The sequence below is a fragment of the Bradyrhizobium sp. genome (assembly GCF_049512235.1).
Taxonomy (GTDB): domain Bacteria; phylum Pseudomonadota; class Alphaproteobacteria; order Rhizobiales; family Xanthobacteraceae; genus Bradyrhizobium.
The window spans coordinates 17,319-37,995 of sequence record NZ_JBEKXH010000008.1; the positions used below are offsets into that span (position 1 = coordinate 17,319).

General features: G+C 63.8%; 22 protein-coding genes. 14 read left to right on the forward strand and 8 right to left on the reverse strand.

The genetic code is table 11. The features are described 5' to 3' along the window. Nucleotides 1–385 precede the first annotated feature (385 nt). Nucleotides 386–967, forward strand: a complete 582-nt coding sequence (locus tag ABSG20_RS01500; protein WP_423862705.1) for a carbonic anhydrase — start codon at nucleotides 386–388, stop codon at nucleotides 965–967. 130 nt (nucleotides 968–1,097) lie between these two features. Then, entirely contained in the window at nucleotides 1,098–2,414 is a 1,317-nt protein-coding gene (locus tag ABSG20_RS01505; protein WP_423862706.1) for an alpha/beta hydrolase, read from the forward strand. Nucleotides 2,415–2,485: 71 nt separating this feature from the next. On the opposite strand, the gene ABSG20_RS01510 is transcribed toward ABSG20_RS01505, so the two are convergent. Continuing rightward, nucleotides 2,486–3,235: a DUF899 domain-containing protein gene (locus ABSG20_RS01510; protein WP_423862728.1), complete on the reverse strand. Its 750-nt coding sequence runs from the start codon at nucleotides 3,233–3,235 to the stop codon at nucleotides 2,486–2,488. Nucleotides 3,236–3,451: 216 nt separating this feature from the next. Further along, nucleotides 3,452–4,414, reverse strand: coding sequence for an aldolase/citrate lyase family protein (locus ABSG20_RS01515; RefSeq protein WP_423862707.1), 963 nt, complete (start codon nucleotides 4,412–4,414; stop codon nucleotides 3,452–3,454). A 232-nt stretch (nucleotides 4,415–4,646) separates the two neighbouring features. Here ABSG20_RS01515 and ABSG20_RS01520 point away from each other — a divergent pair, with 232 nt between their 5' ends. Continuing rightward, complete coding sequence (locus ABSG20_RS01520) at nucleotides 4,647–4,883, forward strand: antitoxin (RefSeq protein ID WP_423862708.1); 237 nt, start codon at nucleotides 4,647–4,649, stop codon at nucleotides 4,881–4,883. An 8-nt stretch (nucleotides 4,884–4,891) separates the two neighbouring features. Then, nucleotides 4,892–5,281 (forward strand): type II toxin-antitoxin system VapC family toxin, encoded by a 390-nt coding sequence (locus tag ABSG20_RS01525; RefSeq protein WP_423862709.1) that lies wholly within the window; start codon nucleotides 4,892–4,894, stop codon nucleotides 5,279–5,281. Nucleotides 5,282–5,303: 22 nt separating this feature from the next. Here ABSG20_RS01525 and ABSG20_RS01530 read toward each other — a convergent pair whose 3' ends face one another. After that, nucleotides 5,304–6,581: an adenylate/guanylate cyclase domain-containing protein gene (locus ABSG20_RS01530; protein WP_423862710.1), complete on the reverse strand. Its 1,278-nt coding sequence runs from the start codon at nucleotides 6,579–6,581 to the stop codon at nucleotides 5,304–5,306. 161 nt (nucleotides 6,582–6,742) lie between these two features. Between ABSG20_RS01530 and ABSG20_RS01535 the strand changes: the two genes are divergently transcribed. Beyond that, a complete protein-coding gene (locus ABSG20_RS01535; protein WP_423862711.1) occupies nucleotides 6,743–7,915 on the forward strand; it encodes an acetyl-CoA C-acyltransferase in 1,173 nt (390 codons plus the stop codon). Nucleotides 7,916–7,925: 10 nt separating this feature from the next. On the opposite strand, the gene ABSG20_RS01540 is transcribed toward ABSG20_RS01535, so the two are convergent. The 3 genes from ABSG20_RS01540 to ABSG20_RS01550 all read right to left on the reverse strand — a co-directional run bounded on the left by ABSG20_RS01540 (nucleotide 7,926) and on the right by ABSG20_RS01550 (nucleotide 11,010). Then, nucleotides 7,926–9,353: an extracellular catalytic domain type 2 short-chain-length polyhydroxyalkanoate depolymerase gene (locus tag ABSG20_RS01540; protein ID WP_423862712.1), complete on the reverse strand. Its 1,428-nt coding sequence runs from the start codon at nucleotides 9,351–9,353 to the stop codon at nucleotides 7,926–7,928. Nucleotides 9,354–9,507: 154 nt separating this feature from the next. Beyond that, nucleotides 9,508–10,182, reverse strand: a complete 675-nt coding sequence (locus ABSG20_RS01545; protein WP_423862713.1) for a spermidine synthase — start codon at nucleotides 10,180–10,182, stop codon at nucleotides 9,508–9,510. Between the two features lie 51 nt (nucleotides 10,183–10,233). Then, nucleotides 10,234–11,010 (reverse strand): SDR family oxidoreductase, encoded by a 777-nt coding sequence (locus ABSG20_RS01550; protein WP_423862714.1) that lies wholly within the window; start codon nucleotides 11,008–11,010, stop codon nucleotides 10,234–10,236. A 286-nt stretch (nucleotides 11,011–11,296) separates the two neighbouring features. Between ABSG20_RS01550 and ABSG20_RS01555 the strand changes: the two genes are divergently transcribed. From ABSG20_RS01555 to ABSG20_RS01590, 8 genes are all read left to right on the forward strand, one after another. Further along, complete coding sequence (locus ABSG20_RS01555) at nucleotides 11,297–11,530, forward strand: hypothetical protein (protein WP_423862715.1); 234 nt, start codon at nucleotides 11,297–11,299, stop codon at nucleotides 11,528–11,530. Then, nucleotides 11,527–11,733: a hypothetical protein gene (locus ABSG20_RS01560; protein ID WP_423862716.1), complete on the forward strand. Its 207-nt coding sequence runs from the start codon at nucleotides 11,527–11,529 to the stop codon at nucleotides 11,731–11,733. The genes ABSG20_RS01555 and ABSG20_RS01560 overlap by 4 nt, the downstream gene beginning before the upstream one ends. Before the next feature lie 127 nt (nucleotides 11,734–11,860). Further along, nucleotides 11,861–12,784, forward strand: a complete 924-nt coding sequence (gene kce, locus ABSG20_RS01565; protein WP_423862717.1) for a 3,5-dioxohexanoate:acetyl-CoA acetone transferase — start codon at nucleotides 11,861–11,863, stop codon at nucleotides 12,782–12,784. A 169-nt stretch (nucleotides 12,785–12,953) separates the two neighbouring features. Beyond that, entirely contained in the window at nucleotides 12,954–14,546 is a 1,593-nt protein-coding gene (locus ABSG20_RS01570) for an ABC transporter substrate-binding protein (protein WP_423862718.1), read from the forward strand. 49 nt (nucleotides 14,547–14,595) lie between these two features. Beyond that, nucleotides 14,596–15,543, forward strand: coding sequence for an ABC transporter permease (locus ABSG20_RS01575; RefSeq protein WP_423862719.1), 948 nt, complete (start codon nucleotides 14,596–14,598; stop codon nucleotides 15,541–15,543). A 37-nt stretch (nucleotides 15,544–15,580) separates the two neighbouring features. After that, complete coding sequence (locus ABSG20_RS01580) at nucleotides 15,581–16,474, forward strand: ABC transporter permease (RefSeq protein WP_423862720.1); 894 nt, start codon at nucleotides 15,581–15,583, stop codon at nucleotides 16,472–16,474. Beyond that, on the forward strand, nucleotides 16,474–17,487 hold the full coding sequence (locus ABSG20_RS01585; RefSeq protein WP_423862721.1) for an ABC transporter ATP-binding protein: 1,014 nt from the start codon (nucleotides 16,474–16,476) through the stop codon (nucleotides 17,485–17,487). The genes ABSG20_RS01580 and ABSG20_RS01585 overlap by 1 nt, the downstream gene beginning before the upstream one ends. Next, entirely contained in the window at nucleotides 17,484–18,485 is a 1,002-nt protein-coding gene (locus ABSG20_RS01590) for an ABC transporter ATP-binding protein (RefSeq protein ID WP_423862722.1), read from the forward strand. Before ABSG20_RS01585 ends, ABSG20_RS01590 begins: the two co-directional genes overlap by 4 nt. 114 nt (nucleotides 18,486–18,599) lie before the next feature. Here ABSG20_RS01590 and ABSG20_RS01595 read toward each other — a convergent pair whose 3' ends face one another. Both ABSG20_RS01595 and ABSG20_RS01600 read right to left on the reverse strand, forming a co-directional pair. Continuing rightward, nucleotides 18,600–19,214 (reverse strand): GNAT family N-acetyltransferase, encoded by a 615-nt coding sequence (locus tag ABSG20_RS01595; protein WP_423862723.1) that lies wholly within the window; start codon nucleotides 19,212–19,214, stop codon nucleotides 18,600–18,602. A 75-nt stretch (nucleotides 19,215–19,289) separates the two neighbouring features. Beyond that, nucleotides 19,290–19,493 carry a DUF1127 domain-containing protein gene (locus ABSG20_RS01600; RefSeq protein WP_423862724.1) on the reverse strand — a complete coding sequence of 68 codons (204 nt, stop codon included), beginning with the start codon at nucleotides 19,491–19,493 and terminating at the stop codon, nucleotides 19,290–19,292. 116 nt (nucleotides 19,494–19,609) lie between these two features. Here ABSG20_RS01600 and ABSG20_RS01605 point away from each other — a divergent pair, with 116 nt between their 5' ends. Further along, on the forward strand, nucleotides 19,610–20,521 hold the full coding sequence (locus tag ABSG20_RS01605) for a transcriptional regulator GcvA (protein WP_423862725.1): 912 nt from the start codon (nucleotides 19,610–19,612) through the stop codon (nucleotides 20,519–20,521). Nucleotides 20,522–20,677 lie beyond the last annotated feature (156 nt).

Below are 20,677 nucleotides of genomic sequence, written 5' to 3' on the forward strand. Positions count from 1 at the left end.
GAAAGTCTGAAGCTGACTTTCGGGTACGAAACTTGGAAGTCAAGCCGCGCACGTCTTGCCGCGAGCGGCGTTTGTCCCGTTGTTGCACGCGTGGGGCAACGTGCGCATGATCTATCGAGATCGAGGCTTCATTTTCGTCATCCTTCGTACTTCGCTCCTGAGCATGTCCAATACCCTTGAAGCGCAGAGAGGGGATCATACCGAGGTGTGGGACAGATAAGACCTGTGCCGGATTGGCGTAAAACCACGCATCGATTACAGCTATCCGCAACGGGCGCGCTGACGCGGCTGGTTACGGCAACGGATTGATTGCGGCGGCCGTGTCCGACACCTCCGTTTTCAGCGAGGTCGCTTTCGCCGAGTTAATCGCCGATGGAGCAAGAAAATGAGCAAGTTCAGCGAATACGAAAACCGGACGCAGCCCTGGTTCGATCAATCCAAATTCGATGGATTCAACTTTGCCATTCCGATGAAAACTCTGGTGATCTACTGCTTTGACCCTCGCGCGGCCGATATCCCGCAGGCGGTGGCCGCTTATCTGGGGGATGAGATCTACCCCGGCGAAATCGTTCTCGACGAAGCCGGCAACCGGGTTGGTTCCACGCGCACCCTGTTTACCGCGACCAACGGCGGCGGCCGTGCCGAGCCCGTTCTGATGTCGGTCGCCGAAATGGACTACCTGTTCCACGTCCAAAACGTCGTTGTGGTTCACCACTCGTTTTGCGGCACAACTGCCTTCACGCCCGAGATCCTGTTCGACAAGTTTCACGATCATAACCACGCTGATATCTCGACGTTGTTTGATCACGATAGCCTCGCCATTACCGATTACGAGAAGTCGATCAGGTATGACGTCGGCTTGCTTCGCTCGAGCCCGGCAGTCCCGAAACATGTCAAGCTCTACGGCTTCTTCTACGAGATCAATTCCGGCAAGTTGACCGAGGTCGTGCGGGACATTCCTGCATAGATCAGTTGTACCGCGTGACTCCGGATTCGGGACCGCGCACAGGTTCCATCGCAATTGACCGCCCGCCAGCCGCTCGACATACTTCCCGTGAACACCAGCCCACGAGACTGGCCTTCCCCCGGAGAAGAAAATGAACAACATATTAGCCGTCCTCGCGGGGACGATGATGTCTGCCGCATGGCTCATACCGGGCGCCCGGGGCGAGACGGCCTGCGTCACCCAAAACATGGCCGTTCCCGCCGGCGCCAACACCAGCGACAAGGCGGCGCCCTTCTTCATCGACACGACGGGCCTCGATTTCAAAACAGCGCCGCCCACGCGCGACCCGTCGAACCCGAACTATCCGCGCGCGAGCGAGCTGCCCGACGGCACACTGCCGCCCTCCGGCGCCGAAGGCAACTTCATCATCGGTCCGACCCATGCGCCCGCCCCCGAGACCGCCGCCAAGCAGGACGTGCCGCGCGGCGCGATCACGTCTTTCACCCTGTCGTCGAAGGACAGCGTGATCTACAACCCCGGCCTGATCCGCGACGATCCGGCGGGCTGCAACAACGGCTCGATCATGGTGGCGATGACGGCGCCGGGCGACAAGTCAAACATGGTCGTCACCACCAGCCATCCCGGCACCTGGACGCGCACCATCGACGTCTATGTGCCGGCGCAATATGTGCGCGGCACGGAGGCGCCGTTCATCGTGATCGGCGACGGCGGCTCGACCGCCTACAAGGACCTCTTAACCACCCTCGACAACCTGATCGCGCAGCGCCGCGTGCCGCCGATGATTGCCATCCAGATCGGCAACGGCGGCCAGGACGCCCAGGGCAGCGAGCGCGGCCGCGAATACGACACGGTGTCGGGCACCTACACCCAATTCGTCGAACGCGAGGTGCTTCCGCTGGTCGAGCAGCACGCCGGCGTCAAGCTCACGAAGAACCCCGACGGCCGCGCCAGCATGGGCCTGAGCTCGAGCGGCGCTGCGGCCTTCACCATGGCCTGGTTCCATCCCGAGCTCTATCGCCGGGTCCTGGCCTTTTCGCCGACGCTGGTGAACCAGCAATGGCCGCACGATCCGTCGCTGCGCGGCGGTGCCTGGGAACATCACAGCTCGTGGGCGGGCCCGAACAGCCCCAATCTCACCATCGAGGCGGGCGTGCTCTCGGCCTCAGAACCTTCAGGCGCGCCGCTCGTTCCCAGCGCGCCCACCAAGCCGATCCGCTTCTGGTTCGAAGTCGGCGACCAGGACCTGTTCTATCCCAACCCGGTCCTGCCCGACGGCATGCACGACTGGACCTTGTCGAACGAGCTGATGGCGAAGGTGCTGGCCGACAAAGGCTACCACTACCAGTTCCTGTTCGCGCGCAACGCCAGGCACGTCGACCGCCCGACCATCGCGCAAACCCTGCCGGCGGCGCTGGAATGGTTGTGGAAGGGCTATCCGATTCCTTAGTGTCATGGACTGTGGAACGTCCATCGATCATCGCGGTTCGCGCCGCCGGTCGTGGGCGGGATGGGCCCCGGTCACGCTTTGGCGTCCGCGTCGCGCTCTCGGAAGGCGGCTTCTCCGGCGTCGGACACCTCGACCCACTTTTTGTCAGGCGAGGCCGCGGCATCGTAGTTGTCGTGCCAGTTCCACCATTTGTACGGCGGGGTCTGGGGGTAGCCCTCAGGCGAGTCCTCCCAGGTCTCCTGACGGCCGAGTGGCGTGATATCGAGGTAGCTCCAGGTGGACCCCATCGCCTCGTCGCCGCGGCTGTTGATGAGGTAGGTGCGGAACACCTTGTCGCCGTCGCGGATGAATGCATTGTGGCCGTGCCACTCGTCGACGCCGAAGTCGCTGTCGAAGCTGTCGGTGATGGTGTACCACGGCATCTCCCAGCCCATCCGCGCCTTGAGGCGCGCGATGTCCGCCTGTGGCGCCCGCGAGGCGTAGGCGAGCGTGGTGTCGCGGGCGTTCAGATGCGCCAAATGGGCGACCTGATCGGCGCCCAGCGAGCAGCCGCGGCAGGCGTGCTCGGGCCAGCCGAACACCCCGGGCTCGAAGAAGGCGCGATAGACGACCAACTGCCGGCGACCCTCGAACAGGTCGAGCAGGCTGACCTTGCCCTGGGGCCCCTCGAATTCGTACGCCTTCTCCACCGCCATCCACGGCATCCGCCGGCGTTCGGCGGCCAGGGCGTCGCGGGCCCGCGTCAGGGCCTTTTCCTTCACCAGCATCTCAAGGCGCGCAGCCTCCCAGGCCTGCGGCGACACGATCGCAGGTGGGTTCATTCCGGAAGGTCCGTTGGGGTGCTGCGTGTCTGTTGCCTTGTTGCCGTCCATGTTTCTCTCCTGTTCCGGTTCATTCCTGCAGTGCCAGCGACTCAACATGAGTGTCCCTGGGCGCCGTCGCGCCATTGCCTTGCGTTCGCGAGAAAGACTAATCGCAGGGATCGAGCGGTGGGAGTTACAAGTGTGTCGGGATTTCGCTGGCTGCAAGCCCCGGCATTACACCGGCAATCTGCGCTTCTGGTGCGCCCGGCCCCTGATGGCGGAGGCTTCGCTGTGCCCCGCGATCACGCGCACGCCTTCGTCGATGCGGGCGATCACGTTGTCGGCCGTGCAGCCCTGCAGGAAAGCGACGCCGTTATTGCGGCAAGCCAAGAGGACGCGGTCGCGCGCCACTTGCATTTCCATCGGGTAAGGCTCGCTGGGAATCGTGAGGTAGCCGAGCGAAAGACTGAGGTCGCCCGGGCCGATCTCGGCAAATCCCAGGCCCGGCACCGCCAGGATCTCTTCGCAATTGGCGACGCCTTCGGGGCTTTCCAGCTTGACCCCGAGCAGCAGCTCCCCTCTCGGATTAAGCGGCCACGGATCGCAGCACGCCAGGTATTCTTCGGTCGACAGGCCCCAGATCGGCGCCGCCGTGGTTTCCGATCCGCGCCCCCGCGTGCCGATGCCGAGCCACCTGCGACCGGCGGCGTCGGTGCCGCCGTCCTTCGCCCGGATCGCGCCCTCCATCCGTGCCATCGGCGAGGGGATCGCAGGATCGACGCCCCCGGTGTTGTGCGGATAGCGGCAGGATTCCACGAACGCCCGCACTGCGTCGGCGGTGTCCGCCTGGCATAGCAGGATGCCATGCACCCCGCGGCCGAGGATCTGGCGGAACTGCCAGGCATTGTAGCGCACATGCGCGGCGTCGATCCCATTCACCGGCGCTTCGACGATCACCGCCGGGGTGCGGTGCCCCGACCGTGTCGGCCCGGCATCGACCATGCCGCGCATATAGGAGGCCAAGCCCGCCATGTCGAAGCAGCCGTGCTCCATGCCGACGTTGATGTAGTCGGCCCAGGTTCCGGCATCGATGCGGCCCTGCGCATGGGTCAGCACGTGTCCGCTATGCGGACCGTCGTAATAGATGGCCTGATCCTGCTCCAGAAGTTCGACGCAGCGACTGATGCGACTGCCCATGGTGGTCTACTCCGAGTGTTTCTGGCGATGCCAAGGGGAAAAGCTAGCATGGTGCCGCGGGCGCCGCAGCTCAAGCGGTCATCGTCCAGGTGCCATCGCCCCGGAAGGGATAATTATGTCGGGGTGATTCCCATTTACCGCAGGCCTTGTGTGGGGGAATTGTCCGGCTTGCGGCCTATTGTAATCTCGCGCATCGTGGCATAGGTCTTAGGCCTATGCCTGGAGGTAACCTATGGCTGAGCAAAGGCACGTCAGACTATTCCGCAACGGCCGCAATCAAGCGGTTCGTATTCCTGTGGAGTTCGAACTGCCGGGCGACGAAGCGATCATGCACCGCGACGGCGATCGTCTGGTGATCGAGCCGGTGCGTAAGCGCGGACTGGTCGCCCTGCTCAAAACGATGAAGCCGCTGGAAGATGGTTTTCCTGATATCGACGATGCCGTACCTGCGCCGGAGAACGTGTTTTGACGCGCTACATGCTGGATACGAACATCGTTTCCGACCTGATCAGGAACCCGCAGGGCAGAGCTTCGAAGCGGATCGCCAGGCTGGGCGAGGATAACATCTGCATCAGCATAATTGTGGCAGCCGAACTCCGCTATGGCTGCGCCAAGAGCGGCTCGAAGCGGCTACTCAAAGCCGTCGAAGACCTGCTCAGCGAGATCAATGTGCTGCCGTTTGAGGTCCCTGCGGATGCCGAATATGGCGGAATCCGCTCGGACCTGGAAGCAGCCGGAAAGCCAGTCGGCGGCAACGATCTGCTTATCGCCGCGCACGCCTGTGCGATCGGCGCCACGATCGTGACCGCCAATACCGACGAATTCAGACGCGTCCGCGGTCTGAAGGTGGAGAATTGGCTTGCTTGAGAGCTTCGCCTGTTGCCGAACGTCAGCCGGCCTCTGCGTCCATCGTCGTCAAGATCGGCATCGGCGTGTCGAACCCACGCAACGGGTGCTCGCCGAGCGGGCGCCAGGGGCCGGCCGCGGCGCCGGCAAAGGCCGCGGTCGCCAGCAGCGGGCAGCCGAGTTGCTTGGTCAGGTCCTGCACCCGCACCACCTCGTTGACCGCAACGCCGACGACCGTGAACTGCAAACGCTCGGGTATTCCGACATTACCGTAGATCATCTGGCCCAGATGCAGCGCGATCCCGAAGTCGAGACCGAGGTTAGTGGGAGAGGACGGCGGCGAGGCGGCAAGGCGGCGGCGGGCATCCTGGGCTGCGGCGAGCGCGCAACCGCAAGCCTGCTCGATTGAATCTTCGACCCGGAACACGCCCAGCACCGCATCCCCGATCAGCGAGACGACCTCGCCGCCGTGATCGAGCACCGCGGATGCCGTCATTTCGAAATAACGCCCAAGCAGTTTCAGGAATTCTTCGACCGGCAGCCGGTCGGCCAATTCGGTCGAGTGGCGCAGGTCGCTGTACCACAGCGCGGCCATGATCTTTTCGCCGTCGCCGCGCCGGATCAGGCCGCTCAGCACTGCTGTTCCGGCGCGCTTGCCGAGATAGGCGTGGGCGACGTTCTGCGCGACGCCGCGCTCGATCTTCGATTTCAGCGCGATGCCGAGCTGGCGGCTGATGCGCTGCAGCAGGGCAAGCTCGTCATCGGTAAAGCCGTCGGCCCGGTCACCGAGCCAGCAACAGATGATGCCGTTTCGCCGGGTGATGTCGAAAGCAACGAGGTACACGACATAGTCGGTGCCTCCCGAAGCGCGGTATTCTTCGAGCTCATCGAAGTCGAGCAGCGCGGTGGCGCCGGTCAACCGGCGCCTCAGGACGGGGAGATGATGTGTCATGGCATGTCCCCTCGCACTGCGCAGAAACACCTCCTGCCCACCGTCCTCGGGGCTGAAATGGTCGACCGCGACGCCGCTTTCCGCGCTCCAGTTGACGGCGCTGGCATCGTAGAGCGGATGCAGCACTCGGAAGCCGACCCACCCGCGCAGTAGCGGCATTCCGACGCCGCGCAAGCGCCAGCACAGCTCGCCATACAGCGCCGCGGGCTCGGAATCGAGCAGCGCCTCGTCGGCAAGCCACTCGATGATCGTGTTGCCCAGAACCGTCGATGCTGCCTGTTGCTGGTCCATGCTGCCGGCGACCTTATCCGAGATGGCTGCGAAGACCAGTTCGACTTGAGGCTTCGCTGGCGCACCAGGCTCCATCATCGCCGCGCCCGATTTGGCGTTTTTGCGGCATTCCCAGGCCGTAATTCCCCGAGCCGGAAAGTCCAGCTTCCGGGTATTTTCGTTGCCCCGGCGCGAATTATGTACGAATAGCATTGTTCGCAGGGCATTATCGGCCACGTCTCAAAGGGAGAAAACCAAAAATGCGAGAAGCCGTCATTGTTTCCTATGCCCGTACCGGGCTGGCAAAATCCGGGCGCGGCGGGTTCAACATCACCGCGCCGATGTCGATGGCGGCGCATGCCATCAAGCACGCCGTCGAGCGCGCCGGCGTCGAGAAGGATTACGTCGAGGATTGCTATCTCGGCAATTGCGCGCATGGCGCGCCCAATATCGGCCGCCAGGCCGCGCTGCTCGCCGGCATGCCGAAGTCGACCGCCGGGGTCTCGGTGAACCGGTTCTGTTCGTCGGGGCTGCAGACCATCGCGATGGCGGCCAACTCGATCCGCTCGGACGGCGCCGATTGCATCGTGGCCGGCGGCGTCGAAAGCATCTCGGTCCCCGGTGGCCCGCTGCCGAAGGAGGCGGTCGATCCCGACCTGCTCAAGACCGCACCCGACATCTTCATGGCGATGATCGACACCGCCGATATCGTCGCGGAACGCTACAAGGTTGCCCGCGACTATCAGGACGCGTACTCGCTGGAATCGCAGCGCCGCATGGCTTCGGCCCAGCAGGCCAACAAGTTCAAGGACGAAATCGTCCCGATGAAGACCAAAATGAAGGTGGTCGACAAGCAGACCAAGGCGGAGAGTGTCGTCGACTATGTTGTCGATCGCGACGAGTGCAACCGGCCGGACACGACCATCGAAGGCCTCGCCAGGCTCGAGCCGGTCAAGGGTCCCGGCAAATACATCACCGCCGGCAATGCCAGCCAGCTGTCGGATGGCGCGGCCGCGGTGGTGCTGATGGAAGCCAAGGACGCGGAAAAGCGCGGGCTCGAGCCGCTCGGCCGCTTCGTCGCCTGGGCGGTAGCGGGCTGCGAGCCGGACGAGATGGGCATTGGCCCGGTGTTCGCGGTGCCGAAGCTGTTGAAGCGCCATGGCCTGAAGGTCGATGACATCGATCTGTGGGAGCTCAACGAGGCCTTTGCCAGCCAGTGCCTGTATTCGCGCGACCAGCTCGGCATCGACCCCGACAAATACAACGTCAATGGCGGCTCGATCGCGATCGGCCATCCCTTCGGCATGACCGGGGCGCGGCTGACCGGCCACATCCTGCAGGAAGGCCGCCGGCGCAAGGCGAAATGGGGCGTGGTCACGATGTGCATCGGCGGCGGCCAGGGCGGCGCCGGCCTGTTCGAGATCTACAGCTAGCGGGCTCAGCTTAATTGCCGATCGGGCAACTGCCGGGATTGTCGCACGGTGCCGGAACAGATCGCGTGGTGGCCGCGGCCTCGACGGAAGGTGGGCCTTCCGTGCCGTTGACAATGGCGGACACGCGCCAGCGATACGCGGTCTTTGGCGTCAGGCCGGAATCGGCGAAGCTGGGGCCGCTCGCATCTCCCACACTCGTGAACTGGCCGTCGGCGCCGGCGCGCGAGATGCGATAGGTTGCGGCTCCCGATTGCGGCGTCCAGGCCAGATCCGCTGACGTGTCCGAGGTGTCGATCACCACAAGTGCCGTCGGCGCCACCGCCTGTGCCGGCGCCGCAGCCATGACCGGCGCCGCGTGCGACGTCAGCGCGTCGAGCATGGCCTTGATGGTCCGGATCTGCGACCCGGACTTGGTGACATAGCTGTCCTCGTGATTGACGTAGCTCCACCAGTCCCAGCAGGCTTGCGGATTGGATGGCAAATAGGAGCTCGCCGCGGTCTGCGGATACAGCACGATCAGACGATTGGTATCGGCCCAGGCATTGTAGCCGGTATCGTCGACGTAACGCCGATCGATGTCGCCGGCATCCTGCTTGCAGCCATGCAAGGCAATATGGACACGGCAGGCCGCGCCATCCTCGCATTCCCTGGGGACGAACACGTAACCGGCCTCGCCCAGGCTGAGCGGGCCGGGATCGTCGGGCTTGGTGTAAGCCGACTGGTCGAAGCGCTTCACCGTGCCCTTCAAGGGGCCGCGGTTGGGCGCATTCAGCGCCCCGTAAATGTGCTGCAGGATGATGCCAGCCTGGTCATAGTTGCAGCCGTCGATGAAGGGGCTGGCGTTGACCGCGCAGTCGTTGACGCCATCATTGTGCGGGTCCTGGCTGACCACCAGCGAATGACCGGCGCCGATCACGGTCTGGTAGTACAGGTTGCCGCGGCCGGCCTCGCCCAGATAATGACGATAGAAATCCACCGCCGCATCGGCAACCGATTTGGCCACCACGGCATCATTATAGCCGTGGAAGACATAGATTTTTTGCCGGCTTACAAACCGCAGCGGATCGATGGCGCCGGAAGCCGATTTGGCGTCGGCCTTGGCGAAAAAGCTGCCCATGTCGGGCGGCGGCCCCACCATGCACGGCCCCGTCGCGTGCAAGATCGGGAGCGTGTAGCCGTTGATGAAGTCGTCGGAGTCCGCGCGCGCGCACCAATACGGCCCACCGGCCACCACGCCGACGCCCTTGATCACCGACGACCATGCGGTACCGAACTGCACCGCCATGAAGGCGCCGGAGGAGATGCCGGATATCGAGCTCTCATTGATGTCGGCGTTATAGCCGGATAGTTTTGCGGCCTCCTCGGCTGTGGCGGGGTACGTAATTAGTGTCGCGAAGCCAATGACGAAAACCGTCCGGCGCAGCGCTGCAATGTTCATGACACGCTCCTGTTGAAATATAAAAAGTATACAGCCCTTGTATGCTGGTTTTGTGCCAGAGCCGGAAATGACCGCTGCCGTCTTTGAGCAAAAGGAATCGGTAGTTCCACACCGCTGGGAAAGCGATATTCCTGGAGCTGCCCAGCTGACGCGCTTAAAATTTGGTCGCCAACCAGATCACATGGTGCGCACCGCTGCGTCTGGTGGTGGCGCGCACGGCAACTTCGCTGACATCGAAACCGGCGTCGCGAAGCCGTTTGGAAAACGCCGGATGCCGCCCCGAAGACCACACCGCGACGACGCCGCCCGGCCGCAAGGCCCGGCGGGTCGCCCGCAACCCCTTGGCATCATAGAGCGCATCATTGGCGCGGCGGATCAGGCCCTCGGGACCGTTATCGACATCGAGCAGGATCGCATCGAAGGCGGAACGGCGCGATCGGATCATTTCGCCCACGTCGGCGGTCACGATGCGCGCGCGCGGATCCTCGAGGCTGGAGCCGAACACCTCCGCCATCGGGCCGCGCGCCCATGCGACCACCGCGGGCACCAGCTCGGCCACCGTGATCCGCGCCTCGGTGCCCAGCACCGCCAGCGCGGCGCGCAGCGTAAATCCCATGCCCAATCCGCCGATCAACAGTTCCGGCCGCGCGACCGAGGCGATTTTCCGGCAGGCGAGGGTCGCCAGCGCCGCTTCCGATCCGCTGAGGCGGCTGTTCATCAATTCGTTCCGGCCGAGCTTCATCGAGAACTCCGGCCCTCTCTGCATCAGGCGCAGCTCGACCTCAGTGCCCGGCACGCGTGCGCTATCGATCTCAAGCCAGGGAATCATGCCAGTGGTTCTATCGCCGATCCCGGCATCTGGGTATCGCCTGGAGATCGCCTACCCCAGCATCCCGGTATCGCCGCAGATTGAGATCGCCTGGCCCGAGATGGTCCGGCCGCGCGGGCTGCACAGCAACAGGATCTGATCGGCGATCTGCTCCGGCGTCACATAGTCCTTGATCGAGGTGTAGGAAAACGCGGTGCGCTCCATCTCGGCGTAGGAGATGCCGCGCTGCTGCGCCTTGGCCTCCAGCACCCGGCGCTGGCGGTCGCCGGCGACCAGGCCCGGCAGGATGGCGTTGACGCGGATGTTGTCCGCACCGAGCTCGATCGAGAGCGATTTTGTCAGTCCGATCACGCCCCATTTCGCCGCCGCATAGGGCGCGCGCATCGCAAAGCCAAGCCGGCCCGCCGCCGAGGAGATATTGACGATCGAGGCGTTGGCGCTGTTGCGCAAATGCGGTACCGCCAGTCGCGTGCAGTTGAATTGCCCGGTCAGGCAGATTTCCAGACAGCGGTCCCAGTCTTCCGGATTTATCTCCTCGATTTTTGCCGTCGGCCCGGCGATGCCGGCGTTATTGACCAGGACGTCGAGGCCGCCGAGTTTTGCCAGTGCGTCCGCGAACAGCCTCTCTACCGCCGACCGGTCGGAGACATCGCATGATGTCGATGTGATCGCGGGATCGCTGCCGGCAAGCGCCGACAATGCCATCGCATCGACATCGCAGATGTGAACCCTGGCGCCCTCGGCCGCGAACCGGCGCGCGATCGCAAGCCCGATGCCGCCGGCGCCGGCGGTGACCAGCACACGCAAACCCTTGATGTCGAGGTCCATGATCGCTCCGCATTGGCTGGGAAAGCTCGGCCGGCAAGGCGGCCGCGAGCAGGAATAAAATCCGCTGCACTGCTGATATCCCCGGCCATGCCGGTCTGCGCGGCCGCGGCATCGCCGGCGGCAATGGCGCTGCCGAGAACTCGACAACAGTCCGGCCTTTTGCAACTCTAACTGTGATCACAGACCGCGGCAAGCAAGACAACGTGCTTCTCAGAGAACGGCGCGGCGCCTGCCGGGAGGAAAAAGCGCCGCAGTTCATGCGGCCGTATCAGGCAGGCCATTGCCGATGTCAGACACGCAATTCACGTGCCGCCGCCTGCTGCAGGCCGTCGGCGGCATGGCGCTGGTGTCCGGAGTTTCCGCGCCGGCGATCGTGGGCGCCGAGACCGCCGACATCATCAAGATCGGCCATCTGACGCTGCGCACCGGCTTTCTCGGACCCAAGTCGACGCTGCTGAAGACGCTGATCGGGATCGCGCCGGCCTCGAAGGGTCGATCCGGCTTGCGGACGCCGAATTGATCGGGCTTGCGTCGGCGCAAGCGGCCCGTCTCGGTATCGGTTATGTGCCGCAGGGCCGCGGGCTGTTCGCAGGCATGAGCGTCGAACAGAATCTCGAACTGGCGCTGGCCTTGTCCGACACCACGGTGGCGCTGGAGCGCGGCCGGGTGACCCACCGCGGGCCGTCGCGGGACTTGCGCGACGATCTTGCTCTGCGCCGCTAGTTGCTTTGGCTGCGAGAGAGTTCGAGAGTGACAAAAATGGCAAATCGTGAACGCAATGTCGCCATCGTCGGGGTCGGCCTGATCGGAAAGTCCTGAAGGACATAAGCCGCAAGAAAGAGAGCAACCCATGAGCCGCAAAGTCATCATCACCTGCGCCGTGACCGGCGCGATCCACACTCCCTCGATGTCGAAAGCCTTGCCGGTGACGCCGCAGCAAATCGCCGATGCCGCGGTCGACGCCGCCGAGGCCGGCGCTGCGATCGTGCATCTGCATGCCCGCAATCCCAGGACCGGCCAGCCCGACCAAAGCCCGGAGGCCTTTGCCCCGTTCCTGAAGATCATAAAGCAGCGCTCGAACTGCGTGATCAACCTGACCACCGGCGGCGCGCCGACCATGACGGTGGACGAGCGGGTCCGCCCCGCCGCGGTCTACAAGCCGGAAGTGGCCTCGCTCAACATGGGCTCGATGAATTTTGCCTTTTTCGGCATGCTCAAGCGCTTCAAGAAATTCGAACACGACTGGGAACTCAGGCATCTGCAGAACAAGGACATCGTGTTCCGCAACACCTTCCAGGACATCGAATATGTCCTGAAGACGCTGTCCGGGACCGGCACCCGCTTCGAGTTCGAATGCTATGACACCGCCCATCTCTACAATCTGAATTATTTCCTCGAACAGGGCATGGTGAAACCGCCGCTGTTCGTGCAGACGGTATTCGGCCTGCAGGGCGGCACCGGTGCACATCCCGAAGACGTGCTGCACATGAAGCGCACCGCCGACCGGCTGTTCGGCGACAAGATGGTGTGGTCGGTGCTGGGCGCCGGACGCAATCAGCTGCCGATCGCGGCGATGGCGGCCGCGATGGGCGGCAACATCCGCGTCGGGCTGGAAGATTCGCTGTGGGCGGCACCCGGCCGGATGGCGGCATCGAACGCCGAGCAGGTCGCTCTCGCCCGCAAGATCATCGAAGGTCTCGGCCTCGAGGTGGCGACAGCGGACGAAGCGCGGGAGGTTCTCGATCTCAAGGGTGGCGACAAGCTGGAAGTGTGACAGTTCCGTCGATCTGGGGAGCGCCGTCATCATATGAGCGGCGCCGCCCGTTCGCATTGGTCCCAAGGACCGATACTGAGCGCGGCGTTGCTGGTTGCGTGGCTGCGCCGTCATGATAACTTCGGCCATCATCGGTCCGCCATGAGACTGAATTATCCAGGGAGGAAGCATGCGGAGCGTGCAGGCGCTTGGCGCCGTGGTGTTGTCTTTGCTGACGTCCTGCGGCCTCGCTGATGCGGCCGAGAAGCAGGGCGGAATCCTGCGGATGTATCATCGCGACAGCCCCGGCAGCGCCTCGATCCATGAGGAGGCGACCTACTCGGTCAATATTCCCTTCATGCCGGTTTTCAACAACCTCGTCATCTACAAACAGGACGTCGCGCAAAACAGCATGGATTCGATCGTTCCGGAACTGGCGGAGAGCTGGGCCTGGAGCAGCGACAACAAGACGCTGAGCTTCAGGCTGCGGCAGGGCGTCAAGTGGCACGACGGCGTGCCGTTTACCTCCGCCGACGTCAAATGCACCTTCGATATGCTGATGGGCAAGTCGCCGCAAAAGTTCCGCAAGAACCCGCGCAGGTCCTGGTATGATCAGGTCGTCGACGTCACGACGTCGGGCGACTTCGAGGTCGCGTTCAACCTCAGGCGGCCGCAGCCGGCGCTGCTGGCGCTGCTCGCCTCCGGCTACACGCCTGTCTATCCCTGCCACGTTTCGCCGGCGGACATGCGCACCCACCCGATCGGCACCGGTCCCTTTGAGTTCGTCGAGTTCAAGGCCAACGAATCGATCAAGCTCACGCGCAACCCCGACTACTGGAAAAAGGGCCTGCCGCATCTCGACGGCATCGAGTTCACCATCATCCCCAATCGCTCGACCGCCATTCTGGCCTTCGTCGCCGGCCAATTCGACATGACCTTTCCGACCGAGGTCACGATCCCCTTGCTCAGGGATGTCAAGGCGCAGGCCCCGAACGCGGTCTGCGTGGTCGCGCCGACCAATGTCTCGACCAACATCATCGTCAACTCGACCTCGCCGCCATTCGACAACGCGGATATCCGCCGCGCGCTGGCGCTGGCGCTCGACCGCCAGGCGTTCATCTCGATCCTGTTCGAAGGCGAGGCGGATATCGGCGGCACCATGCTGCCGCCGCCGGGCGGGATATGGGGCATGCCGAAGGAAATGCTGCAGACCATCCCGGGCTACGGCCCCGACATCGACGCCAACCGCGAGCAAGCGCGCAAGCTGATGCGAGCGGCGGGCTATGGGCCGGACAAGCACCTCGCGGTCAAGGTTTCGACCCGCAATATTCCGGTCTACCGCGAACCCGCCGTGATCCTGGTCGATCAGCTCAAGAGCATCTATGTCGATGGCGAACTTGACGTCGTCGAAACCGCCAACTGGTTTTCGAAAGTCGCGCGCAAGGACTATGCGCTCGGCCTCAACCTCACCGGCAACGCGGTCGACGATCCCGATCAGTCGTTCTACGAGAACTATTCCTGCAAGTCGGAACGCAACTATACCAACTACTGCAATCCGGGAATCGAAAAGCTGTTCGACCGGCAATCTGAGGAGACCGACATCGCCAAGCGCAAGCAGCTGGTCTTCGAGATCGACAAAAAGCTGCAGGAGGACGTCGCCCGGCCGATCATCTTTTACAGCCGCGAGGGCTCGTGCTGGCAGCCTTACGTCAAGGGCGTCACCATCATGGTGAACAGCTCCTACAACGGCTATCGCTACGAGGACCTATGGCTGGACAAATAATGTCCGCCGCTAAACCGCAGTCGCTGAACTAGCTAACCGGAGCAGCCAGGTGTTTGCCTATATCGCCCGACGCCTCGTCCTGATGCTCGTGACCCTGATCGGGATCTCGATCGTCATCTTTGTGCTGCTGCGCATCGTGCCGGGCAATATCGTCGACATCCTGTTCGCCGCCGCCGGATATGTCGACCCCTCCGACAAGGCCAGTCTGGAGCGCGAACTCGGGCTCGACCAGCCGATCGTCGTGCAATATCTGCATTGGATCGGCGGGCTCCTGCGCGGCGATCTCGGCTATTCCTATGTTTCCGAGAAGCCCGCGCTCGACGAGATCCTGCCGCGGATTCCGATCACCGCGCGGCTGGCCGGGCTTGCGCTGTTGTTCTCGGCTGCGATCGGCATTCCGCTCGGGGTCATCAGCGCCGTCAAACAGGGCACGCGGCTCGACTATGGCCTGCGCATCTTCAGCCTGAGCGGGCTGTCGCTGCCCGCCTTCTGGCTTGGCCTTCTGATCCTGATGGCCTCGGTCGCCCTGTTCGGAACCATGCCGATCTTCAACCCAAACCCGAAAACGTGGACCGAGGCGATCGCAATCTATTGCATTCCGGCGCTGGCGGTCGGCTTTCGCAGCGCCGCGCTGGTGATGCGGATTACGCGTTCCTCGATGCTGGAAATATTGCGCCAGGATTACATCCGCACCGCCCGCGCCAAGGGCGCCTCGGAGGCTGCGGTCAACTATCGCCACGCGCTGAAGAACGCCATGCTTCCGGTCATCACCGTGCTCGGCATCGAGGCGGCATTCCTGATCGGCGGACTGATCGTCACCGAAACCGTGTTCAACATCCCCGGCGTCGCCCGCTTTCTGGTCGAAGCCATCAGGTGGCGCGACTACCCGATCGTCCAGAACCTCGTGATGCTGATCGCCGTGGTCGTGGTGCTGGCCAACTTCATGGTCGATCTGCTTTACGCGGTGCTCGACCCGCGGATCAGATACACCGATTGAACGGGACGAATTGTTGCAAGGATCCGGGAGCTGCCGTTTGGACGCCATCAACTACGATACCGAGCTGCGACGCGCCGGGGCCTATTCCACCCATGGCTGGCGCAAGCTTGTGTTCCTTGCGCGACACCACGCGCTGGGCACCGCCGGCCTGATCATCATGACGGTGTTTGTGCTGGCGGCCGTGTTTGCCGATGTCATCTGCCGCTTTAGTCCGCTGGACGTTGATGCCGCGCACGCCTTGGCCGCTCCCGACGCGCTGCATTGGATGGGGACGGATTCGTTCGGCCGCGATGTCTGGAGCCGGATCATCCATGGCGCGCGCATATCGCTTGCGGTCGGCATCGGGTCGACCGCGCTCGGCTCGGTATTTGGCGTCACCATCGGCCTTGCGTCGGGCTATCTCACTGGCTGGGTCGATCTGGTCTGCCAGCGCATCATCGATATCCTGCAGGCGTTGCCGCTCCTGGTCCTTGCTTTGGTGATGACGGCGGCGCTGGGGCCGTCGCTGCAGAATACGATCATTGCCATCGCGATCCCGCTGATCCCTTCGGTCGCCCGCGTCATCCGCGCCAACACGCTGGCGCTGCGCGAGCTGCCCTTCGTCGAGGCGGCCAAGTCGATCGGCATGAGCGAAATGCGGATTGCGCTGCGGCACGTGTTGCCGAATACGCTGGCGCCGCTGATCGTGCTCGCCACCGCGCAATTGGGATCAGCCATTCTCACGGAGGCCTCGCTGTCATTTCTAGGTCTTGGCATTCCCGAGCCGCATCCCTCTTGGGGACGGATGCTGTCGGAGTCGGCGGCGGAGTACGTTCGCACCGCCCCATGGCTGGTCATTTTCCCAGGATTAGCCATCAGCCTCGCGGTGTTCGGCACCAACCTGCTTGGCGATGCGCTGCGCGACATTCTCGATCCGAGGCAGCGCGGTTGATGAACGGCGCGCCAATCGAGGACATGGTTCTCGACGTCAGAGGGCTGCGGACGGTCTTCTTCACCAGTTCAGGCCTGTTCAAGGCGGTCGACGACGTTTCATTCCGTGTCCGCCGCGGCGAGACGCTCGCCATCGTCGGCGAATCCGGCTGCGGCAAGAGCGTCACCGCGCTTTCGATCATGCGCCTTTTGCCCGATCCGCCGGGCCGGATCGTCGGCGGCGCCATCGTGCTCGAAGGAACTGATCTGCTCGGGCTCGACGAAGGCAAGATGCGGGAAATGAGGGGAAACCGCATGTCGATGATCTTCCAGGAACCGATGACCTCGCTCAATCCGGTGATGCGGATCGGCGACCAGATCGCCGAGGCCCTCCGCCTGCATCAAACGATGACCCGGAAAGCGGCGCGGCAGCAGGCTGTCAACATGCTGCGGCGGGTCAGGATTCCCGTGCCGGAGCGGCGGGCGCTGGAATATCCCCATCAGCTGTCGGGCGGCATGCGCCAGCGCGCCATGATCGCGATGGCGCTGGCCTGCCGGCCGGCGCTGTTGATCGCCGACGAGCCGACCACCGCGCTCGATGTCACCATTCAGGCCCAGATCCTGGCGCTGGTGCTCGAGCTGCAACAGGAGCTCGGCATGGCACTGATCCTGATCACGCACGACCTTGGCGTGGTGGCCCAGACCGCGCGGCGCGTCATCGTGATGTATGCGGGCAAAAAGGTCGAGGAGGCGGATGTCGAAACCTTGTTCGCCCATCCAAGGCATCCCTATACACGCGGCTTGCTGGCCTCGATCCCGAGGCTGCCATCGCCCGGAGCCGACGCTGCGGCGCGCCTGGTCGAAATTCCCGGCATGGTGCCGTCCTTGACGCGGCTGCCGACAGGCTGCGCGTTCGCGCCGCGCTGCGCGCTGGCGATGGCGCGCTGCCACGAGCAATATCCGCCGCTGCAGAGCTTTGCGGCCAATCATCTGGCCGCCTGCTGGCGTGCTGCGGAAAGCGTGCACCTGCCATGACCGGCGCGCGCCCGCTGCTCGAGGTATCGGATCTTGTCAAGCACTATCCGGTGCGAAGCGGCCTCTTGCGCCGCCGCGTCGGCACCGTGCATGCCGTGGATGGCGTCAGCCTCAGGGTTGGCGTCGGCGAAACGCTCGGGCTGGTCGGCGAATCCGGCTGTGGCAAATCGACGGTGGCGCGCAGCATTTTACGACTTGTCGAGCCGACCGGCGGGCGCATCCGGCTCAACGGCCTCGACATCACCCATCTCGGCAAGGCCGAGCTGCGGTCGCAGCGGCGTTCGATGCAGATCATCTTCCAGGATCCGTTCGCCTCGCTCAATCCGCGCATGACGGCCGGCGACATTGTCGGCGAGCCCTTGACCGTCCACGGCCTCGCCAGGGGTCACGACAAGCGCGAGCGGGTGGCACAACTGTTCGAGCAGGTGGGCTTGAGGCCGGATCAAATGCGCAACTATCCCCACCAGTTCTCCGGCGGCCAGCGTCAGCGCATCTGCATCGCGCGGGCGCTGGCGCTCGGGCCTGATCTGATCGTGTGCGATGAGCCGGTATCGGCGCTCGACGTCTCGATCCAGGCCCAGGTGATCAATCTCCTGATCGACCTGCAGCGCCGGCATGCCTTCTCCTATCTGTTCATCGCCCACGATCTCGCCGTCGTGGCGCACATCAGTCACCGCATCGCCGTGATGTATCTCGGGCGCATTGTCGAGGTCGCGGCGAAGCCCGAACTGTTCGCCAACCCCCGGCACCCCTATACGCAGGCACTATTGGCCTCCGTCCCGGCCGCGGACCCCACGGCAAAACGCCTGACGCCGCCGATCGATGGCGACGTGCCGAGCCCGATCAATCCGCCAACGGGCTGCGCCTTCCACACCCGCTGCCGTCATGCGATGGCTCGCTGCAGCATCGATACGCCTGGTTTGACCGACCTCGGCGGGCCGCATGAGGTCGCGTGTTTCCTGAACGATGGAACGGGGCGGGGAAATGAAGCTCCGTAGGGTGGGCAAACAAAGGCGCCCTTGCGCCTTGCCCACCTCTTGCTTGAAATGGTGGGCACGCCATCGATCCGCGCGTTCGCGCGGCCCGCTGACTTTGCTCACCCTACGGATTTTTCACGCCGCCGCCTGCTGCGCGATCTGCTCTGCGGCCAGCCGCCAGCTGGCGCAGGGAATTTCCTGCGGCGCTACGTCGACGAGCTTTTCGAACCGCACCAGCTTCCAGTCGCCGGGGGACGGCATGAACGCAAAACCGGACTTGCGGGCAAGGCCGATCATGGCGGCGTTGGAGCGCAAGGTGTCGCCGAACAGGCGATTGGCGCCGAAGGCGGCCGCACGGCATTGCAGGTTGCCCAGCAGCGCCGAACCGATGCCCTGGCCCTGCCAGTTGTCGTCGATCGACAGCCCGAACTCGAAGCTCCCCGTGTCGGAGTCGAACGCATAGCGCGCCTCGCCGACGATGGTCTCGATCCCCTCGCGCATCACGGTTGCGATCACGCTGAAGCTGTCGCCTTCGCCGACATGGCTGAACTGTTGAAGCAGGGTCTTCGGCAGTTCGCTCATGGCGCCGAGGAAACGGTTGTAGCGCGAGCGCTCCGACAGCGAGCGGAAGTAGCGCTGCAGGGCCTCGGCGTCGTCGGGCTCGACGAAGCGCAACGCCAGCGGCCGGCCGTCACGCAATCGCAGAACGTCCGAGTATTGCTGGAGATCGTCGAAATGAAACGCGAACATCGCTGCACTCCCGTGGCTTTCGAAAACGCGATGGCCGGCGTCCCCTCGCGAGGCGGCGCCGGCCGCGGCGACCGTTCAGGCCCGCCAGAACGGCTTTTCGGCTTCGCGAACGACGTCGCTCCAGGAAAGACCGATATCGTGCAGGTCGCGGTTGGTCCAATGGGTGAGTTCGCGGCGCTGGCGTACACGCTCGCGCCAGACGCGAAGGGTCTCGCCAAGCTGCGCGAAAAACCCGGGTTCATGATGATTTATCATCGTATGATGGGTGCAGGTGGACATCGTCGCCTCCAAAAGCTAAGCTATTGCGGTTCAATATCTGCGCTATGTCGGCTTTCGACAAACGACATTGCGTTCCGCTTCACATGAGATTATATCATGTATCGTGGGTTCCGAAAATGACTGCCCGATTGCCCTCGCTGAATGGGTTGCGCGCCTTCGAGGCGGCGGCGCGGCATTTGAGCTTTACGGTCGCGGCCTCCGAGCTGAACGTCACGCAAACCGCGATCAGCCATCAGATCCGGCGGCTCGAGCAGGAACTCGGGATCCGCCTGTTCATCCGGCAGAACCGGTCGCTGTCATTGACCGCGGAAGCCAGGGATTACCTGCCCGGCGTCCGCGCCGCGTTCAACGATCTCCGACTCGCCACCGATCGGCTGTTGCGCCGGGATGACGGCCACGCGCTGACAGTCAGTACGCTGGCGTCGCTGGCCGCGAAGTGGCTGCTGCCGCGGCTGTCCACATTCCAGGAAGCCCATCCCGGCATCGACGTCCGCATCACCACCTCGACCGCGCTGGTCGATTTCAGGAGCGGCGATGTCGATGCCGCGATCCGCTATGGCCGCGGCCACTGGCCGGGGCTGCGCGCCGACTGGCTGATGGCCGACGAATTGTTCCCGGTCTGCAGTCCGGCGCTATTGACCGGCAACAAGCCGCTGCGCTGCCCGCAGGATCTGGCGCACCACGCGCTGCTGCACTCCAGCGGCGGCTATGACGACGACTGGCGGCTGTGGCTTACCGCGGCCGGACTGCCGGGGAATATTTCAAAGCAGCCCGGATTGACCTTCGATCTGATTTTCATGACCGTGCAGGCGGCGATCGACGGCATCGGGGTGGCGATGGGCCGGACCTCCTATGTCGAGGCCGACATCGCCAAGGGACGGCTCGTGGTCCCCTTCAAAATCACGCTGCCGGCGGACGCCGGCTTCTATCTCGTCTCACCGGAGGCGAAAGCGGAGCCAGCAAAACTGGCGGCCTTCCGGCAATGGCTGCAGGCTTCCGTACCCAGGAAGACTGAAAAGCAGAGCTGAAAAGCGGAGCTCAAAGAGGGCTGCAAAGCTGTTCCATTTCCATAGACCAGCGTTTCCTAAATGCAAATCATATGGAAGCTTGCGATGCTGCGCTCCCTCTCCCGCTCTTCGCGGGGGAGGGTCGGGGTGGGGGAAGCTCCGGGCGAAAATCCATCG

What these genes read in the sequence shown, in the direction of transcription:
- ABSG20_RS01505 (WP_423862706.1), top strand. Translation starts at nt 1,098, where the DNA reads ATGAACAACATATTAGCCGTCCTCGCGGGGACGATGATGTCTGCCGCA.
- ABSG20_RS01545 (WP_423862713.1), bottom strand. Translation starts at nt 10,182, where the DNA reads ATGATTCCCTGGCTTGAGATCGATAGCGCACGCGTGCCGGGCACTGAG.
- ABSG20_RS01515 (WP_423862707.1), bottom strand. Translation starts at nt 4,414, where the DNA reads ATGGGCAGTCGCATCAGTCGCTGCGTCGAACTTCTGGAGCAGGATCAG.
- ABSG20_RS01540 (WP_423862712.1), bottom strand. Translation starts at nt 9,353, where the DNA reads ATGAACATTGCAGCGCTGCGCCGGACGGTTTTCGTCATTGGCTTCGCG.
- ABSG20_RS01600 (WP_423862724.1), bottom strand. Translation starts at nt 19,493, where the DNA reads ATGTCCACCTGCACCCATCATACGATGATAAATCATCATGAACCCGGG.
- ABSG20_RS01605 (WP_423862725.1), top strand. Translation starts at nt 19,610, where the DNA reads ATGACTGCCCGATTGCCCTCGCTGAATGGGTTGCGCGCCTTCGAGGCG.
- ABSG20_RS01500 (WP_423862705.1), top strand. Translation starts at nt 386, where the DNA reads ATGAGCAAGTTCAGCGAATACGAAAACCGGACGCAGCCCTGGTTCGAT.
- ABSG20_RS01535 (WP_423862711.1), top strand. Translation starts at nt 6,743, where the DNA reads ATGCGAGAAGCCGTCATTGTTTCCTATGCCCGTACCGGGCTGGCAAAA.
- ABSG20_RS01555 (WP_423862715.1), top strand. Translation starts at nt 11,297, where the DNA reads ATGTCAGACACGCAATTCACGTGCCGCCGCCTGCTGCAGGCCGTCGGC.
- ABSG20_RS01510 (WP_423862728.1), bottom strand. Translation starts at nt 3,235, where the DNA reads ATGAACCCACCTGCGATCGTGTCGCCGCAGGCCTGGGAGGCTGCGCGC.
- ABSG20_RS01570 (WP_423862718.1), top strand. Translation starts at nt 12,954, where the DNA reads ATGCGGAGCGTGCAGGCGCTTGGCGCCGTGGTGTTGTCTTTGCTGACG.
- ABSG20_RS01595 (WP_423862723.1), bottom strand. Translation starts at nt 19,214, where the DNA reads ATGTTCGCGTTTCATTTCGACGATCTCCAGCAATACTCGGACGTTCTG.
- ABSG20_RS01520 (WP_423862708.1), top strand. Translation starts at nt 4,647, where the DNA reads ATGGCTGAGCAAAGGCACGTCAGACTATTCCGCAACGGCCGCAATCAA.
- ABSG20_RS01585 (WP_423862721.1), top strand. Translation starts at nt 16,474, where the DNA reads ATGAACGGCGCGCCAATCGAGGACATGGTTCTCGACGTCAGAGGGCTG.
- ABSG20_RS01530 (WP_423862710.1), bottom strand. Translation starts at nt 6,581, where the DNA reads ATGATGGAGCCTGGTGCGCCAGCGAAGCCTCAAGTCGAACTGGTCTTC.
- ABSG20_RS01590 (WP_423862722.1), top strand. Translation starts at nt 17,484, where the DNA reads ATGACCGGCGCGCGCCCGCTGCTCGAGGTATCGGATCTTGTCAAGCAC.
- kce (WP_423862717.1), top strand. Translation starts at nt 11,861, where the DNA reads ATGAGCCGCAAAGTCATCATCACCTGCGCCGTGACCGGCGCGATCCAC.
- ABSG20_RS01550 (WP_423862714.1), bottom strand. Translation starts at nt 11,010, where the DNA reads ATGGACCTCGACATCAAGGGTTTGCGTGTGCTGGTCACCGCCGGCGCC.
- ABSG20_RS01525 (WP_423862709.1), top strand. Translation starts at nt 4,892, where the DNA reads ATGCTGGATACGAACATCGTTTCCGACCTGATCAGGAACCCGCAGGGC.